General features: G+C 72.8%; 15 protein-coding genes. 7 read left to right on the forward strand and 8 right to left on the reverse strand.

Features of this window, described 5'->3' with window-relative positions; translation table 11 throughout:
* Positions 1-280: 280 nt before the first annotated feature.
* Complete coding sequence (locus BS80_RS09880) at positions 281-751, forward strand: hypothetical protein (protein ID WP_035795607.1); 471 nt, start codon at positions 281-283, stop codon at positions 749-751.
* Positions 752-797: 46 nt separating this feature from the next.
* Here BS80_RS09880 and BS80_RS09885 read toward each other — a convergent pair whose 3' ends face one another.
* The 3 genes from BS80_RS09885 to BS80_RS09895 all read right to left on the reverse strand — a co-directional run bounded on the left by BS80_RS09885 (position 798) and on the right by BS80_RS09895 (position 2,660).
* Positions 798-1,061: a dsRBD fold-containing protein gene (locus tag BS80_RS09885; RefSeq protein WP_035795610.1), complete on the reverse strand. Its 264-nt coding sequence runs from the start codon at positions 1,059-1,061 to the stop codon at positions 798-800.
* An 82-nt stretch (positions 1,062-1,143) separates the two neighbouring features.
* The gene (locus tag BS80_RS09890; RefSeq protein WP_035795613.1) at positions 1,144-2,406 is read right to left on the reverse strand and encodes an SPFH domain-containing protein; all 1,263 of its coding nucleotides are present in this window, start codon (positions 2,404-2,406) and stop codon (positions 1,144-1,146) included.
* A gap of 20 nt (positions 2,407-2,426) precedes the next feature.
* Entirely contained in the window at positions 2,427-2,660 is a 234-nt protein-coding gene (locus BS80_RS09895; RefSeq protein WP_198045481.1) for a hypothetical protein, read from the reverse strand.
* A 194-nt stretch (positions 2,661-2,854) separates the two neighbouring features.
* Here BS80_RS09895 and BS80_RS09900 point away from each other — a divergent pair, with 194 nt between their 5' ends.
* Both BS80_RS09900 and BS80_RS09905 read left to right on the forward strand, forming a co-directional pair.
* Positions 2,855-3,328 (forward strand): VOC family protein, encoded by a 474-nt coding sequence (locus BS80_RS09900; RefSeq protein ID WP_035795621.1) that lies wholly within the window; start codon positions 2,855-2,857, stop codon positions 3,326-3,328.
* Positions 3,329-3,450: 122 nt separating this feature from the next.
* The gene (locus BS80_RS09905) at positions 3,451-4,089 is read left to right on the forward strand and encodes a hypothetical protein (protein WP_035795624.1); all 639 of its coding nucleotides are present in this window, start codon (positions 3,451-3,453) and stop codon (positions 4,087-4,089) included.
* Here BS80_RS09905 and BS80_RS09910 read toward each other — a convergent pair.
* A complete protein-coding gene (locus tag BS80_RS09910) occupies positions 4,086-5,045 on the reverse strand; it encodes a 2-hydroxyacid dehydrogenase (RefSeq protein ID WP_035795627.1) in 960 nt (319 codons plus the stop codon). The two genes, BS80_RS09905 and BS80_RS09910, sit on opposite strands and share 4 nt — an antisense overlap.
* Before the next feature lie 111 nt (positions 5,046-5,156).
* Here BS80_RS09910 and BS80_RS09915 point away from each other — a divergent pair, with 111 nt between their 5' ends.
* Both BS80_RS09915 and BS80_RS09920 read left to right on the forward strand, forming a co-directional pair.
* Complete coding sequence (locus tag BS80_RS09915; RefSeq protein ID WP_035795630.1) at positions 5,157-6,644, forward strand: SDR family oxidoreductase; 1,488 nt, start codon at positions 5,157-5,159, stop codon at positions 6,642-6,644.
* A gap of 4 nt (positions 6,645-6,648) precedes the next feature.
* Positions 6,649-7,110, forward strand: a complete 462-nt coding sequence (locus BS80_RS09920; protein WP_051966426.1) for a nucleotide triphosphate diphosphatase NUDT15 — start codon at positions 6,649-6,651, stop codon at positions 7,108-7,110.
* Here the strand turns inward: BS80_RS09920 and BS80_RS09925 are convergent.
* Positions 7,107-7,667, reverse strand: coding sequence for a TetR/AcrR family transcriptional regulator (locus BS80_RS09925; protein ID WP_035795633.1), 561 nt, complete (start codon positions 7,665-7,667; stop codon positions 7,107-7,109). The genes BS80_RS09920 and BS80_RS09925 overlap by 4 nt on opposite strands.
* A 207-nt stretch (positions 7,668-7,874) precedes the next feature.
* Here BS80_RS09925 and BS80_RS09930 point away from each other — a divergent pair, with 207 nt between their 5' ends.
* Positions 7,875-9,269, forward strand: coding sequence for an LCP family protein (locus BS80_RS09930; protein ID WP_083974648.1), 1,395 nt, complete (start codon positions 7,875-7,877; stop codon positions 9,267-9,269).
* A gap of 40 nt (positions 9,270-9,309) precedes the next feature.
* Here BS80_RS09930 and BS80_RS09935 read toward each other — a convergent pair whose 3' ends face one another.
* Positions 9,310-10,950: an LCP family protein gene (locus BS80_RS09935; protein WP_083974475.1), complete on the reverse strand. Its 1,641-nt coding sequence runs from the start codon at positions 10,948-10,950 to the stop codon at positions 9,310-9,312.
* Between the two features lie 383 nt (positions 10,951-11,333).
* On the opposite strand from BS80_RS09935, the gene lgt reads away from it, so the two are divergent.
* Complete coding sequence (lgt, locus tag BS80_RS09940; RefSeq protein ID WP_083974650.1) at positions 11,334-12,206, forward strand: prolipoprotein diacylglyceryl transferase; 873 nt, start codon at positions 11,334-11,336, stop codon at positions 12,204-12,206.
* Positions 12,207-12,236: 30 nt separating this feature from the next.
* On the opposite strand, the gene BS80_RS09945 is transcribed toward lgt, so the two are convergent.
* Together BS80_RS09945 and BS80_RS09950 are read right to left on the reverse strand one after the other, a co-directional pair.
* The gene (locus BS80_RS09945; protein ID WP_035795636.1) at positions 12,237-13,568 is read right to left on the reverse strand and encodes a salicylate synthase; all 1,332 of its coding nucleotides are present in this window, start codon (positions 13,566-13,568) and stop codon (positions 12,237-12,239) included.
* Positions 13,565-15,178, reverse strand: coding sequence for a (2,3-dihydroxybenzoyl)adenylate synthase (locus BS80_RS09950; RefSeq protein ID WP_157536120.1), 1,614 nt, complete (start codon positions 15,176-15,178; stop codon positions 13,565-13,567). Before BS80_RS09950 ends, BS80_RS09945 begins: the two co-directional genes overlap by 4 nt.
* Between the last annotated feature and the right edge of the window lie 17 nt (positions 15,179-15,195).

Here is a 15,195-nt window from a genome sequence, read left to right on the forward strand (position 1 = left end):
GAACGAGCCGGAGGCGACCGCGTAGCCGGATTCCCCCGACGCCCCGGCCTTTGACGCCCCGGCCCCTGACGCCCGACACGGTGTCAGGGGCCGGGGCGTTCGCGTCTCCTGACCCTCCGGCGATTCGGCATGAATAGGTCGTTAACCAGCCAGAATCGCCCATATCAGCGATAAACCTGTATTCGAACAATTCATCGCATGACCCTGCTCCCAGGTGCTAATCTCAGCCGTTTTCGCCGCGCTTGTGCGGCGGCACTCACCTGAAAAGAAAGACAGGTTCATGGCGATTCGGCGGGCCAAGCAGAAGGCTCAGGTCATTGAGAAGCTCTCCCAGGTAGCGCCCCCCGGCGAGACCTTCATCGCCTGCGTGCACACGGAGACGGGCCCGAGCCCCTGGCTGAACGCACTGTTCGACGAGGTCCCGCTGCTCGGCCTGGTGGTCGCCTTCACCCGCAAGTTCTACTTCCTGACGCTCACCAACACCTCGGTCGTGGTGAACACCGCCAGTCGCTGGACCAACCGTCCGGGCGAGGTCGTCGCGGTCTACCCCCGCAGCGCCTTCCCGGTGAGCAAGATCAAGCGCGCGCGGGTGTGGAGCTCGATATACCTGCAGTTCCCCGGCGAGAAGTTCCCGCGCCGGCTCAACATCCACCGCTACTGGCGCAACGAGTTCGACCAGCTGCTGACCGCCGTGCCGAACGCCCCGATCCCCGGCCAGGCCTCGGGCTCGGGCTCGTTCGTCCAGCAGTGACCGGCGGCGGGTTCTCCGGATATCGGGGAACCCGCTCTCCCGTCGGTCAGTAGATCAGGTAGTCGGGCCGCAGACTCGCGTCCTCGACATCACCGTGGGCCTGGGCGTGCAGCTTGCGAGAGAGCGTGTCCAGCGCCCGCGAGGCCGCCACCTCCTCGCCGATCCGGTTGGCGGGGCGGTCGGCCGCACTGCGGACCGACTCCGCGTGGGCGTTCAGCGACGGTGCCCGGACCCCGACCAGCCGGGCCTCGCAGGCCGTGACGGTCCCGTCCTCCTCGAAGCTCAGCTCGACTTTCCACTGGTTGTGCATCCCGCGCCTCCTGGACCCGGTCCGTCCCCCCGCTCTCTCCAGCGTCCTCCCGAGCCCCGCGAGCGGCAAGGACGGCACGGGCTCAGCTCGGGTCGGCCGGCGGAGCCGACTGGGCGGCCGCGGCCGTGCGGTTCACCGCTCCGGTGGACCGCTTCAGCGCGTCCAGGATCGCCAGGCCCTGGCCGACGATCCCGGCGGCGACCTCGTTGACGCCCTCGGTGCCGTTCAGGATGGTCAGGTTGGAGCCCGCGATGCCCCGGGCCGCCGCGTCGACCAGCGCCGGCAGGTTCTCCACCACCCGGTTGGCCGCGATCAGCTCCTGGTTGCCGCCCCGGAGCGAGGCCGCCCGGGCGTCGTTGGCGGCGGCCTGCGCCTCGGCGGTGGTCCGCTCGGCGTACGCGGTGCCGTCCGCCTGGACCCGGATCGCCTGGGCCTCGGCGGTGGCCAGCGTGGTGCGCCGGTAGGCCTCGCCCTCGGCCTCGAACTTCGCCCGGTCACGCTGCGCCTCGGCCAGCGTGCGCTGCCGGTAGGCCTCCGCGTCGGCCGGGCGGCGGACCTCCGCCTCCAGCCGCTGGGCGGCCAGGTTGGCCTGGCGCTGGGCCAGCGCCGTCTGCTCCTCGATGACCTCCTGCGAGGCCTTGGCCGAGGCCAGTGGCCCGGCCTGGGCCGCCCTGGCGTTGGCCTGCTCGGTCTCGGCCACGAAGCCGGCCCGCTTGATGGCGGTGTCACGCTCGTACTGCGCCTTCAGGGCGGCGGCCTCCTGCTCGCGCTGGGCGGCCTCCTGGTCGGAGCGGGCCTGGGCGATCCGGGCCTGGCTGGCCACCGCGGCGGCGTGCGGGGCGGCCAGGTTGGTGATGTAGCCGGTGGCGTCCTCGATCTCCTGGATCTGCAGGGCGTCCACCACGATGCCCAGCTTCTCCATCTCGTTGTGGCTGCCGGCCTTCACCTCCTGCGCCACCCGGTCGCGCTCGCGGATGATCTGTTCCACCGTCAGGCCGCCGATGATCGAGCGCAGATGGCCCGCGAAGATCCGGCCGACCAGCTCCTCCATCCGGTCCTGCTCGGCCAGGAAGCGGCGGGCCGCGTTGGAGATGGACACCGAGTCGTCGCCGACCTTGAAGACCGTCACGGCACGGACGTTGAGGCGGATTCCCTGCTGGGTGACGCAGTCCTCGGAGATCTCCGCCTCGCGCAGCGCCAGCGACAGCATCCGGGCCTTCTGCTTGATCGGCATCACGAAGCTGCCGTGGCCGGTGACGATCCGGAACTGGGTGTCCTGGGCCTGGCGCTTGGAACCGGAGATCAGCAGCGCCTCGTTCGGCGCGGGAACATGCCAGAACAACATCGCGGGACTCCTCTGACGAGCTACGAAAGGGGGAAGGGGACGACGATGACCGATCGGGCGGAGGTCCGCTCCACCACCATGACCTGGGCGTGCCGGGCGATCGGCTCGTCGGCCCAGGCCGCGAAGGCCTCGGTCCCGCCGCGTACCGGCACGAGCACCTCGCCCGGGCCGTCCAGCGGGATCGAGACGGTGACCCGTCCCACCGCACCGACCGGGCTCTGCTCCGCGTCGCCCGCCTCGTGCACCAAGCTCACCCGCCCTCCGCCGCGGCCGAACCTCCGCCCCTCCAATCTAACGATCGCGGGGGTGAAAAGAGCCTCCCGCGACAGGCGACGCTCCGGATGCGGCGCCGACCCCGCCGCCCGCCGGGCGGGCCGCCGCCCTGCACCCGTCGGACCGCCGTGCCAGGCTGACGGAAGAGGCGCAGTCCAGAGCACCAGGAGCCGTCATGTCGTCCGTGAAACCCCTTCCCGATGGATACCCCCGCCTGTCGCCGTACCTGTTCGTCGCCGGTGCGGCCGCCGCGATCGACTTCTACGCCACGGTCTTCGGCGCCACCCAGCGCGGCGACCGGATGACCGGCCCGGACGGCCGGGTCGGCCACGCGGAGCTGCAGCTGGGCGATTCGGTGATCATGCTGGCCGACGAGTACCCCGAGGTCGGCGCGCGCGGCCCCAAGACGGTCGGCGGCACGCCCGTGCTGCTGAACGTCTACGTCGAGGACGTCGACGCGGTGTTCGAGACGGCGCTGGCCCACGGTGCCACCGTGCTGCGGCCGTTGGCGAACCAGTTCTACGGCGACCGGTCCGGCTCGTTCGCCGACCCGTTCGGGCACCACTGGAGCGTGGCGACCCACATCGAGGACGTGCCGCCGCAGGAGATGGCCGAGCGCGCCAAGGCCGCCATGGGCGGCGACAGCTGACCGTCCCGCCCGGACCCTGCCCACCTGCCGGACCCTCCGACCGCGTCGGAGGGTCCTCCCCTACGCTGCCGCAATGACTTCGCTGCGATCATCCGCCGAGCCGAGCCGGCGGGCCGACGCCCATGGCTGACTGGGCGACCATCTCCTCGTTGGCGACCGCCGGCGGAACGCTCGTCCTGGCCGTGGCCTCCTTCGCCTCGATCCGCTCGGCGGACCGCGCCGCGCTCTCCGCCGAGCGCGCCGTCCAGGCCTCGCTGCGCCCGGTGCTGATCTCCTCGCGGGTGGACGACCCGGACCAGAAGCTGGTCTGGATGGACGGCCACTGGACCCGCCTGCACGGCAGCGCCGGGTACGTCCGGGTCGAGGACGGCCGGCTCTACCTCGCCGCCTCGCTGCGCAACGTCGGCCCGGGCCTGGGCGTGATCCACGGCTGGCGGTTCGCCGACGACGACACCTACGCCGACCGCCGGCCGGCCGCCCCGGACGCCTTCCGCCGCCAGTCCCGCGACCTGTACGTCGCGCCCGGCGACACCGGCTTCTGGCACGCGGCGATCCGCGAACCGGCCGACCCCGACCACGCGCCGCTGGTCCAGCGCCTGAAGAGCCGCGAGCGGATCAACATCGACCTGCTCTACGGCGACCACGAGGGCGGCCAGCGCACCATCAGCCGCTTCGCGCTGATCCCGCGCGGCGACGACGACCAGTCCTGGTTCTGCCAGGTCGTCCGGCACTGGAACCTCGACCGGCCCGACCCGCGCTAACGCGGCGTGATCACGTTCTCCAGCGGCTCGCCCTTGGCGAAGCGGGTCAGCTGGGCCCCGATCAGGCGCTTGGCGCGCGGCAGGAAGGCCGAACTGCTGCCGCCCACGTGCGGACTGATCAGCAGGCCGGGCGCGTGCCAGAGCGGGTGACCGGCCGGCAGCGGCTCGGGGTCGGTGACGTCCAGCGCCGCCCGCAGCCGCCCGGCCGTCAGCTCCGCGAGCAGGGCGGCGGTGTCGACCACCGGGCCGCGCGCCACGTTCACCAGCAGCGCGCCGTCCGGCAGCGCGGCCAGGAAGCCGGCGTCCACCAGGCCTCGGGTGCTGTCCGACAGCGGCACCGCCAGGATCACCACGTCCGCCCGCGGCAGCAGCTCGGGCAGCTCGCTGAGCGCCCGCACGGGCCCGTGCGCGGCGCTGCGGGCCGACCTGGCCACCCGCAGCACCTCGCACTCGAAGGGCCGCAGCCGCTCCTCGATCGCCTCGCCGACCGCGCCGTAGCCGACGATCAGGACCGTCCGGTCGGCCAGCGCCGGGTAGAAGCCGGCCCGCCACTGCTCGGCGTCCTGGCCCCGGACGAAGCCGGGGACGTCGCGCAGCGCCGCCAGCGTGAGGGTGAGGGCCAGTTCGGCGGTGGAGGCGTCGTGCACGCCCCGGGCGTTGCAGAGCGTCACACCGGCCGGGATGTGCGGGAGGATGTCGTCCACCCCGGCGGTCTGCGTCTGCACCACCCGCAGCCGGGGCATGGCGGGCAGCAGCGGCAGTACCGAGCCCGGGTGCAGGTAGCTGTACGGGACGACCAGGACGTCGGTGCGGGCCAGCAGCCCGGCCGGCGGCGGCCCGGGCACGCCGTCGCAGGAGGCGTTGTCGAACAGGTGCACCTCCAGCTCCGCGGGCAGCCCGGGAATCGACTCGGCGGGGTACGGCAGCAGGACGACGGGTGTGGTGGCAGCGGTCATGGCCCGCAATCTACCCAGCGATCAACCGACGTCGTTTGGCCTCCCGCTGAGCACTCCGTACGATTCATCGAGTAATCGGGTGGGATCAGCGATGAAGGAAGCAGCGAAGGCATGGCGACGGCAGAGGAGATGCAGGACATCACGGAGTTCGAGTTCGGGCCGGGGATCGACCCGGAACGCCTGCGGTTCTGCCTGGACGTACTCGCCGAACTGGACGACCTCGACGTCGACCACCCGGACGCGATCACCGTGCGCCGCGCCGTCGCCGGCATCTTCCGCACCGTGAAGCAGCGCCGCCGCCAGGAGACCCGCGCCGCCAAGTCGGCCAACGACCGCGCCGTGACCGCCGCCACCGCGACCGGCGCCCCCGGCCGGATCGACGACGAGACCGCGGGCGTGTTCGGGCTCAGCAGCCCGACCACCACCGAGATCGCCGGGATCCTGCAGCGCCCGCGCTCCTGCTACACCTGCAAGACCCGCTACGTCGAGGTCGACGCCTTCTACCACCAGCTCTGCCCGCCGTGCGCCAAGGAGAACCGCTCGCGCCGCGACGCCCGGGCCGACCTTACCGGCCGTCGTGCGCTGCTCACCGGCGGCCGGGCGAAGATCGGGATGTACATCGCGCTGCGGCTGCTGCGGGACGGCGCGCACACCACGATCACCACGCGCTTCCCCAACGACGCGATCCGCCGCTTCAAGGAGATGCCCGACAGCGCCGACTGGCTGCACCGGCTGAAGATCGTCGGGATCGACCTGCGCGACCCGGCCCAGGTGATCGCGCTGGCCGACTCGGTGGCCGCCGACGGCCCGCTCGACATCCTGATCAACAACGCGGCGCAGACCGTCCGTCGCTCCCCCCGCGCCTACGCGGAGCTGGTGGCGGCGGAGTCCGCGCCGCTGCCCGCCGGGGCGCTGCCGGCCGCCGAGGTGATCGGCAGCTTCGGCAGCGGCGCGGTGGACCGCCCGGCGCTGCCCGGCCAGGCCGACGGCGCGCACGACGGCCTCACCGCCCAGCAGGTCACCTCGCTCGCGCTGGTCACCGGCTCGGCCTCGCCGGCCCGGATCGAGGCCGGCACCGCGATCGACGCCGGTGGCCTGGTCCCCGACCTGGACTCCACCAACACCTGGGTGCAGACGGTCGACGAGGTCGACCCGATCGAGCTGCTCGAAGTGCAGCTGTGCAACATGACCGCGCCGTTCCTGCTGGTCAGCCGCCTGCGCCCGAGCATGGCGGCGGCCACGGCGCGCCGTAAGTACGTGGTGAACGTCTCCGCGATGGAGGGCCAGTTCAGCCGCGGCTACAAGGGCGCGGGCCACCCGCACACCAACATGGCCAAGGCCGCGCTGAACATGCTCACCCGCACCAGCGCCAAGGAGATGCTGGAGACCGACGGCATCCTGATGACCGCCGTGGACACCGGCTGGATCACCGACGAGCGCCCGCACCCGGACAAGATGCGGCTGGCCGCCGAGGGCTTCCACGCCCCGCTGGACCTGGTGGACGGCGCGGCGCGGGTCTACGACCCGATCGTCCGCGGGGAACTCGGGGAGGACCTGCACGGGTGCTTCCTCAAGGACTACGCGCCCTCCCCCTGGTGACCCGGTGACCGCGGCCCTCCGGCCGCCGTTGATCGGGGCCGGCGTGATCGTGCCGGCCCCGGACGGCCGCGTGCTGCTCGGGCGCCGGATCACAGCCGGCGAGCAGCCGAGCTGGGGCCTGCCCGGCGGCAAGGTCGACCAGCACGGTGAGTCCTTCGAGCAGGCCGCCGCACGGGAGTTGGCCGAGGAGACCGGGATCGTGCTGCCCGCCGACGCGATGCGGGTGCTGGGCGTGCTGCTCGACCACCGGGACGGCCGGGCCCGGCTGACCGCGGCCGTCCTCGCGCCGGTCTGCGACGCGACCGCCGTGGTCACCGAGCCGCACGCCTGCGGTGGTTGGGAGCGCTTCGCGCCCGACGCGCTGCCGACGCCGCTCTTCGCACCGTCGGCCTGGGTGCTGTCGCGCTGGCAGCCGGGGCTGCCATCACTGCCGGCCGACGTCTTCGGCTACCCGGTGGCGCGCTAGCTAGTGCCGCGCAGGCGGGCCAGTTCGGCTTCGACGGAGCCCGACATCAGCTCGCGCGCGTGGTCCAGCGGCAGTCCGCCGCTCAACCAGCGGACGCTCAGGCCCTCCAGGAGCGCCGTCAGCCGTTCGGCGGCGGCGGCCAGCGCGGTGGCCGTGCTCATCGGCGCGGCGCGGCCGAGCAGGTCGGCGACCTCCTGCACCCAGACCAGGGTGGCCTTGGCGAGGTCCTCGCGCAGGTCCGGTTCGAAGACGGCGCTGGCCCGCAACTCCCCCCAGGCGGCGCTGTTCTCCCGCACGGTGGGGGTGTCCTGCAGCTCCTGCACCAGGCACTGCTCCAACTCGGCCTCGGGGGAGAGTGGTTCGGCCTGCGGGTCGCGCTCCGTGGTGTACCGCTCGGCGCGGTCGCTGATGAACTCCAGCGTCGCCCGCATGATCCCGGTGCGGTCCTTGAAGTGGTAGTAGATCAGCGCCGTGGACACCCCGGCCTCGGCGGCCAGTTCCTCCACCCGCAGACCCCGCACACCGCGCCGGGCGATCACCCGCGCGGCGGCTTCCATGATGGTTGTTCGACGATCGGCCACAGGCCGACACCCTACCGGGGTAGCGGTACCCGGCGGGCGGGCGGCCGCCGTGGCTGCCCGGCTTCGGAAGGCGCGGGCCGGTCTCGCCCCCTACAGTGGCGCTGACATGCCGTTTTTCCGCCCCTGCTGCGCGAAGGGCTTGCGACCGGATCGACCCCCCTGGAACGAACGGGGCTGGTGGAGATGACGAACAGGCGATTCCCGTGGCCACGCTCCCGCAGCGCCGCTCGCGGCGGCCCCGGGACCGGGCGACGGCGTCACCCCTGGATCCGCCGGGCTGCCTTCGCCCTGGCGCTCGTGGTGGTGCTGCTGGCGGCCGGGGGCACCTGGCTGTTCTTCCACCTGAACGGCGACATCCACCATTCGGCCCTGTACCTGGCCCCCGGGACGCAGAGCCCGGAGGCCAGGAACAGTGCGGGCCAGAGCCCGATGAACATCCTGGTGATCGGCTCGGACACCCGCGCCACCGCCGCCGACTGCGCGATCGGCGGCGACTGCGGGCCGGGCGCCAACGCCGACGTGGAGATGGTCGTCCACCTGTCCGCGGGCCGCACCGACGCGACGGTCATGAGCATCCCGCGCGACACGGTGGTGGACATCCCCGCCTGCACCGACCCCGCCACCGGCCACAGCTACCCGGCGCAGGCGCGGTCACAGATCAACGGGAGCCTGCAGAACGGCGGCCCCGGCTGCACGGTGGCCGCGGTCCACGCGCTGACCGGCATATCCATCGACCACTTCATGATGGTCGACTTCGCCGGGGTGGTGAGCATGTCCGACGCGGTCGGCGGCGTCAACGTCTGCGTCGACAACAACGTGTACGACCCGGACTCGCACCTCAAGCTCGCCAAGGGGACCCACACGCTCAAGGGCCTGGCCGCCCTGGAGTTCCTGCGCACCCGGCACGGTTTCGGCAACGGCGGCGACCTCGGCCGCGAGACCGCCCAGCACGTGTTCCTCTCCGCGCTGCTGCAGAAGACCAAGAGCGCCGGCACGCTGACCGACCCGGTCGCGCTCTACAAGCTCGCCGACGCGGCGACCAAGGCGCTGACCGTGGACGACGGCCTGGCCGGGGTGACGAACCTGATGTCGATCGCCTCCCAACTCGCCGACGTGCCGACCGACCGGACCGCCTTCATCACGATGCCGAGCGTGCCGTACCCGGCCAACGCCAACTGGCTCAGCCCCGGCCCCGGCGCGCAGGCGGTGTTCCGGGCGCTGGCCACCGACCAGCCGCTGCCGTCGGCCTCGGCGTCGGCCACCACGGCGGCGGAGGCCCGCCCGCAGTCGCCGGTCCGGCCGGGCGGCGGCGCGACGAAGGCCGGTGGCGGCCCCGGGCTGTTCCTCGACGCGCTGCTGGGCCGCTCCCCGGCCCCGGGGCCCTCGGCGGGCTTCGCTCCGCAGGGGTACGCCCCCGTCGCGGCCGATGCCGGCTCCTCCCCGACGGCGGCCACCCAGCCGCTCAACGCCACGGCGCCGGCCGGCTGCGTGGCCGTCGGCACCGAGGACACCACGCAGTTCGGCACGCCCGTCGCGGCCTACGCGCTCAACCCGCAGATCCCGGACTCCGCGCCCTGACCCCCGCGTCCTGCGGAGCAGGGGTCAGGGCGCGGAGCGGTCAGGAGGCGGAGTCGGGCTTGTCGGGGAACCGGGCGTAGGCCTGGATCGGTGTCATGCCGACGCCGTTGATCTTCTCGGTGTAGTCGTGGCTGACCTGGGCACACTTGCTGCCGTCGTCGGCGGTGGCCGCGTTGGCGTCGCTCAGGGCGGCCTGGGTGTTGACGGGGGTGGGCGTCCCGGCGGTGGCGGAGGTGCCGAAGGTGGTGCCGGTGGTCCAGTCGGTGCCGATGGTCAGCGTGATGCCGGGGCCGTCACCGGGAACCACGGCGGTGGCGGGCAACCCGAGCGAGGCGGCGACCTCCTGGGCGTCGGCCTCGCGGCCGGCCGGGTAGCCGACGGTCGTGCGGGCGGTGACCGTCCCGGTGGCGTCGCTGGTCCTGGAGCTGTAGCCCTGGGCGATCAGCGCGGCCTTGAGGGCGCCGCCGCGGCCGCTGACGTTGCTGCCGTTCTCCACCCGCACGGCGATCTGTGCCGGTGCGGCGCCGGACGGCTTCGCCGAGGGTCCCGGGGTGGTGGTGGTGGGGTCGCCCGCGGTCGAGGTGGCCTGGGCGGCGGCGCTGGACTTGTCACCGCTCGCGGTCGTCAGCGACTGGTCGTCGGTGATCGCGGTGAACAGGTTCCTGGCGGCCGGCGAGACGACGACCTTGCCCTGGGCCCGGGGATCCGGGCTGTTCTGCATGGTGGTGAAGGTGATCCGGTCGGCCGGCACCTTGTTGATGTCGTCCGCCAGCCCGACCAGCTTCGGGATGCCGTTCAGGGCGTCGTCCACGGTCAGCGCCTTGACGGCGGCGCCGGCCAGCGAGTAGACGGCCGCCGGGTCGGTGAGCGTCCCGGCACTCTTCAGCTGGCGGACCAGGGACCCGATGAACATGTGCTGGGTGACCGTGCGGCCCAGGTCGCTGCCGTCGCCGAAGGCGTCCCGGGAGCGGACGAACTGGAGGGCGGCCGTGCCCTTCAGGGTGTGGTTGCCCTTCTTCAGTTTGAGGCCGGAGTTGGCGTCGTAGACGTTGTCGCTGACGCAGACCGGCACGCCGCCGACCGCGTCGGACATCTGGACCACGCCGGTGAAGTCGACGGTGACGAAGTGGTCGATCGGGATCCCGGTCAGCTGGTGGACGGCGGCGACCGTGCAGCCGGGACCGTAGTCCAGCGTGCTGTTGATCTGGCCGTGCGCAACGGTCTTCATCGAGGTGTGGTTCTGCGTGTCGTTGCAGGCCGGCAGCTCGGTCATGGTGTCGCGCGGGATGCTCATCACGGTGGCGTTGCTGCGGTCGGCCGAGACGTGCAGGACCATCTGGACGTCCGCGTTGGCGCCCGAGCCGCAGTCGCCGCCGATCGCGCAGTCGGCCGCGTTGTCGCGGGTGTCGGACCCGATGACCAGGATGTTGATCGGCGTGCGGCCGAAGGCGTCCGGCTTCTCGTGGCCCGCGTCGCCCGACGTACCGGAGAACAGCGAGGAGTGGTGGATGTCGCCGTTGAGCTGGACGTAGAGGTACGTACCGACGCCGACGGTCATCAGCACCAGGCCGGCGGCGGTGAAGGCCGCGAGCCGCAAACCCCGGCGCCGGGGTTTGGGACGGCCCCGGCGGGCCGTGGCGCGCGGTGCCGATCCGGACCGCTCCGCGGGTATCCCGGTCATCGGCGAACACCTCCCCGGTCCGTGGCCGGGCCCGGCCGCAGGCTGCGGCGACCCCCCGTGGATCCGTCCCGCTCGGACGCTGCCGTCCCCTGGCCGATCATGTGCTCCCCCATCCAACAGGCCGGCGGACCCGGCACTCTCGGCATACCCACCCGGTCGGCGGGTGCCCACTACCGAGGTGTGACGTTCCGTCAGTACCAACGGTTGCGCCGGTTCGCGGACGATCAGGCTCCGGGCTGGGTGAAGCCCTGCGGACGGCAGGCCGCGCGTCCGTGCGCGACCGGGCCGTGGTTGCGGACCCGATCACTCTCCGAGGTACGGTGAGGGCCATCGCGGGGCGGGCCCACCGCCGCGCCCGGCCCGCTAGGGGAACGGCCCTCATGCTGGAACTGGCATATCTGCCCAGCCCCTCCCAGGGGGTCTGGCACCTGGGGCCGGTGCCGATCCGCGCCTACGCGCTCTGCATCATCGCCGGGATCGCCGCCGCGCTGTGGCTGACCCGCAGGCGCTGGTCCGCGCTCGGCGGCAATCCGGACGACATCACGGACATCGCGGTCTGGGCGGTGCCGTTCGGCATCGTCGGCGGACGGCTCTACCACGTGATCACCGACCCCGAGCTGTACTTCAAGGCCGGGGAGCAGCCGATCCGGGCGCTGTACATCTGGGACGGCGGCCTCGGGATCTGGGGTGCGGTGGCGCTCGGCGCGGTCGGTGCCTGGATCGGCTGCCGCCGCCGGGGCATCCGACTGTCCGCCTACGCGGACGCCCTCGCGCCGGGCCTGATCCTCGCGCAGGCCATCGGCCGCTGGGGCAACTACTTCAACCAGGAGCTCTACGGGAACCCCACCCACCTGCCCTGGGGCCTGCTCATCGACCCGGCGCACCGGCCGCCGGGCACCCCGGACATCGCCACCTACCAGCCGACCTTCCTCTACGAGTCGCTGTGGGACCTGGGCGTCGTCGTGCTGCTGCTCTGGGCGGACCGGCGGTTCAGCATGCACTCCGGGCGCCTGTTCGCCCTGTACGTCGCCGCCTACACGGCCGGGCGGGGCTGGGTGGAGGCGCTGCGCGACGACCACGCCAACCACATCCTCGGGCTGCGGCTCAACGACTGGACCTCGCTGCTCCTCTTCCTCGCCTCGGTCGCCTACCTGGTGATCACCCGCAACCGCCCGGCCCCGGCGGACCCGGGTATCGGCCGCGTCGCGGGCCCCGACCTCACGGGCGCGGCCGACAAGCCCGACGAGACGGCCTGAGAGGGGCGGGGCCTCCGGAAGGGCGGCGGCTCAGCGTCCTGCGGCCGGTACCAGGTAGGCCGCGACGCTGCGCAGCTTCTCGCAGGTCTCCTCCAGTTCGCGCGCCGGGACGGACTGGGCCACGATCCCGGCCCCCGCCCGCAGCCAGACCCGTCCGGCCTGCTCGAAGACCGCGCGCAGGACCAGGGCGGCGTCGAGCGCGCCGGAGGCGTCCACGGCCAGCACCGCGCCCCCGTACATCTCCCGGGCCACCTGTTCGTGCTGCCGGACGCCCGCGACGGCGGCCGGCTTGGGCACGCCGGTCGCGGTGATCGCGGGGAACAGCGCGGCGAACGCGTCCCAGCGGTCCAGGCCCGGCGCGAGCCGGCCGGAGAGCCGCGAGGCCAGGTGCTGCACGCTGCCGCGCTCCTTGACGACCATGTACTCGTCGACCGCGATGCCCGCCGCCTCGCAGACCTCGCCGAGCTCGCCGCGGGCGGCCTCCACCGAGATCCGGTGCTCGTGGATCTCCTTGGCGTCGCCCAGGAGTTCGGCGCGCAGCCGGGCGTTCTCGGCGGCCGAGTCGGTGCGGGCCCGGGTGCCCGCCAGCGGCTGGGTCCGGACCAGACCGTCGGCGTCGACCGTGACGACCAGTTCCGGGCTGAAGCCGGCCGCCCGCAGAGCGCCCATGCCGAGCAGGAAGGACCGGGCCGGGGTGTTGTGGCGCCGGCCGAGCACGAAGGTGTCCACCAGGTCGATCGCGCCGGGCACCGGGACGACCCTGCTGAGCACGACCTTCTGGTACGAACCGGCGGCGATGTCGGCCACGGCCGAAGCCACCAGCTTCCGGTACTGGTCGCCGTCGGCCGTGAGGTCGATTCCGGGCACCCCGCCCACCGCGGCTGGTGCGGTGGGTGCCTCGGCGAGGAGCGCGGCAAGCCGGTCCCGGGCGCCCGGGCCGGTGGTCCGCAGCAGCGCCCGGCCGGCCGTGATCCTCACCTCGTCCTGGGGAACGACCAGGTGAAGGAGCGGAGTTGAGGCGCCTCCCGGGTCGCCGCCGGACTGCGCGACGGCGAGTTCGAAGGCCGCCCAGCCGTAGGCGCACCAGCCCTCCACCGGCAGCTCGTCGAGCAGTGCGGCGACCACCCGCAGCGGCTGCTCGTGCCAGGCGATGCTGCGCCGGTCCGCACCGCAGGTGTAGTGCACGTGCCGCCCGTCCACCCGGATCTCCGCCAGCGTCCCCACGCCGACGTGCCAGACGGCGCCCTGCTCGTAGACGACATGGGTCTCGGCCCGGTGGGCCCTGGCCAGTCGCGCGGCCATCAGCAGCGGGTCGTGCGGGGCGTCGACCTCGGTCTCCCGGTAGCACTGGCGTGGGGTCATGGTGTGTTCTCCCTGACGGCTTTTGCGAGGCCTTCGGCCCGCAGTCTGGCGGCGACACCGGCCGCGAGTTCGCGCTTGTCGACCTTGCCCGCGCCGGTGCGCGGGAACGCGTCCGCGATTTCGAGCCGGTCGGGCAGTTTGTACGCGGCCAGCCCCCGCCCGCGCAGGAAGGCGGCCAGCTCGCCGAGGGTGGGCGCACTCCCCTGCGGCACCACGTACGCGCAGGAGCGTTCGCCGAGCAGCCCGTCCGGCATGCCGACGACTGCGGCCTGCGCGACCTGCGGGTGCGCCGACAGGTGGTCCTCGACCTCGGCGGCCGGCACCTTCTCCCCGCCGCGGTTGATGACGTCCTTGACCCGCCCCTCGACGACCAGGTGGCCGGTCGCGGTGCGGCGCACCAGGTCGCCCGTGCGGTAGTAGCCGTCCGTGGTGAAGGCGGTCGCGTCGTAGTCGGGGGCCCGGTAGTAACCGCGGATCGTGTACGGGCCGCGGACGAGCAGTTCGCCGATCTCGCCGGGGGCGACCTCCCGCTCGTCGCCGTCCACCACCCGCAGTTCGTCCGCCGCGGAGAGCGGGCGGCCCTGGGTGGAGAGCACGGTCTCCGGCGGATCGTCGGGCCGGGTGAAGCAGAGCAGGCCTTCGGCCATGCCGAACACCTGCTGCAGCCGGCAGCCCAGTTCGGGACCGACCCGGGCCGCCTCGGCCCGGCCCAGCCGGGCGCCGCCGACCTGGAGCAGGCGCAGGCTCGACAGGTCGGCGTCGGACCAGGAGGCCTCAGCCAGCCAGAGCGTGAGGAGCGGCGGGGTGAGGGCGGACACGGTCACCCGTTCCCGGGCGATCAGCTCGAAGGTCTGGTCGGGGGCGGCGCCCGGCGCCAGGACGACGGTGCCGCCGACCGCCAGCGTGCCCAGCACGCCGGGGCAGCCGAGGGCGAAGTTGTGCGCGGCGGGCAGGGCCGCGAGATAGCGGGAGTTCTCGTCCAGCCCGCACAGCGCGGCGCTCTCCCGGACGTTGTAGACGTAGTCCCGGTGCGTGCGGGGAATGAGTTTCGGCGCACCCGTCGTCCCACCGGAGAGAAGCAGCAGGGCGAGGTCCGCAGGGGCGGGTACGGGGAATTGCGAATCCGGTCGGCGAGAAGGCAGATCGGTACCGTCGTGCAACCGGAATACGTCGTCGAGAGAACCATCTGGATGCCCTGCGGTCAGGACGTGACGCAAGCCTTGATTTCCCGCGCGAACGGCCTCGGCAAGGGAAAGGAAGTCGAATCCGGGCTGCCCGCGGGGGATGGCGTACCCCACCGCCTCGGCCATCTTACACAGATGATCGATCTCGTTTCTCCGGTGTCCGGGCAGCGCCAGGACCGGAATCACGCCGAGCCGGAAAAGGGCGAAAATAAGAAGTATGAATTCGATGGAGTTCGGAAGCTGGACGACGACACGGTCGCCGGCGGCCAGGCCCAGCCCGGCCAGCCGACCGGCCAGCCGCTCGACGGCAGCGTCGAGTTCGCCGTAGCCGATGCGCCGTCCCGAGGAGATCAGCGCCGTCCGGTCGGGGCGACAGCGAGCCTGCGAGCGCAGGATGGCGTCAAGGGTATCCACTCTGAGTTTCATCCCATTGATCTGAATAT

It is taken from the genome of Kitasatospora mediocidica KCTC 9733, from assembly GCF_000744225.1.
GTDB lineage: Bacteria > Actinomycetota > Actinomycetes > Streptomycetales > Streptomycetaceae > Kitasatospora > Kitasatospora mediocidica.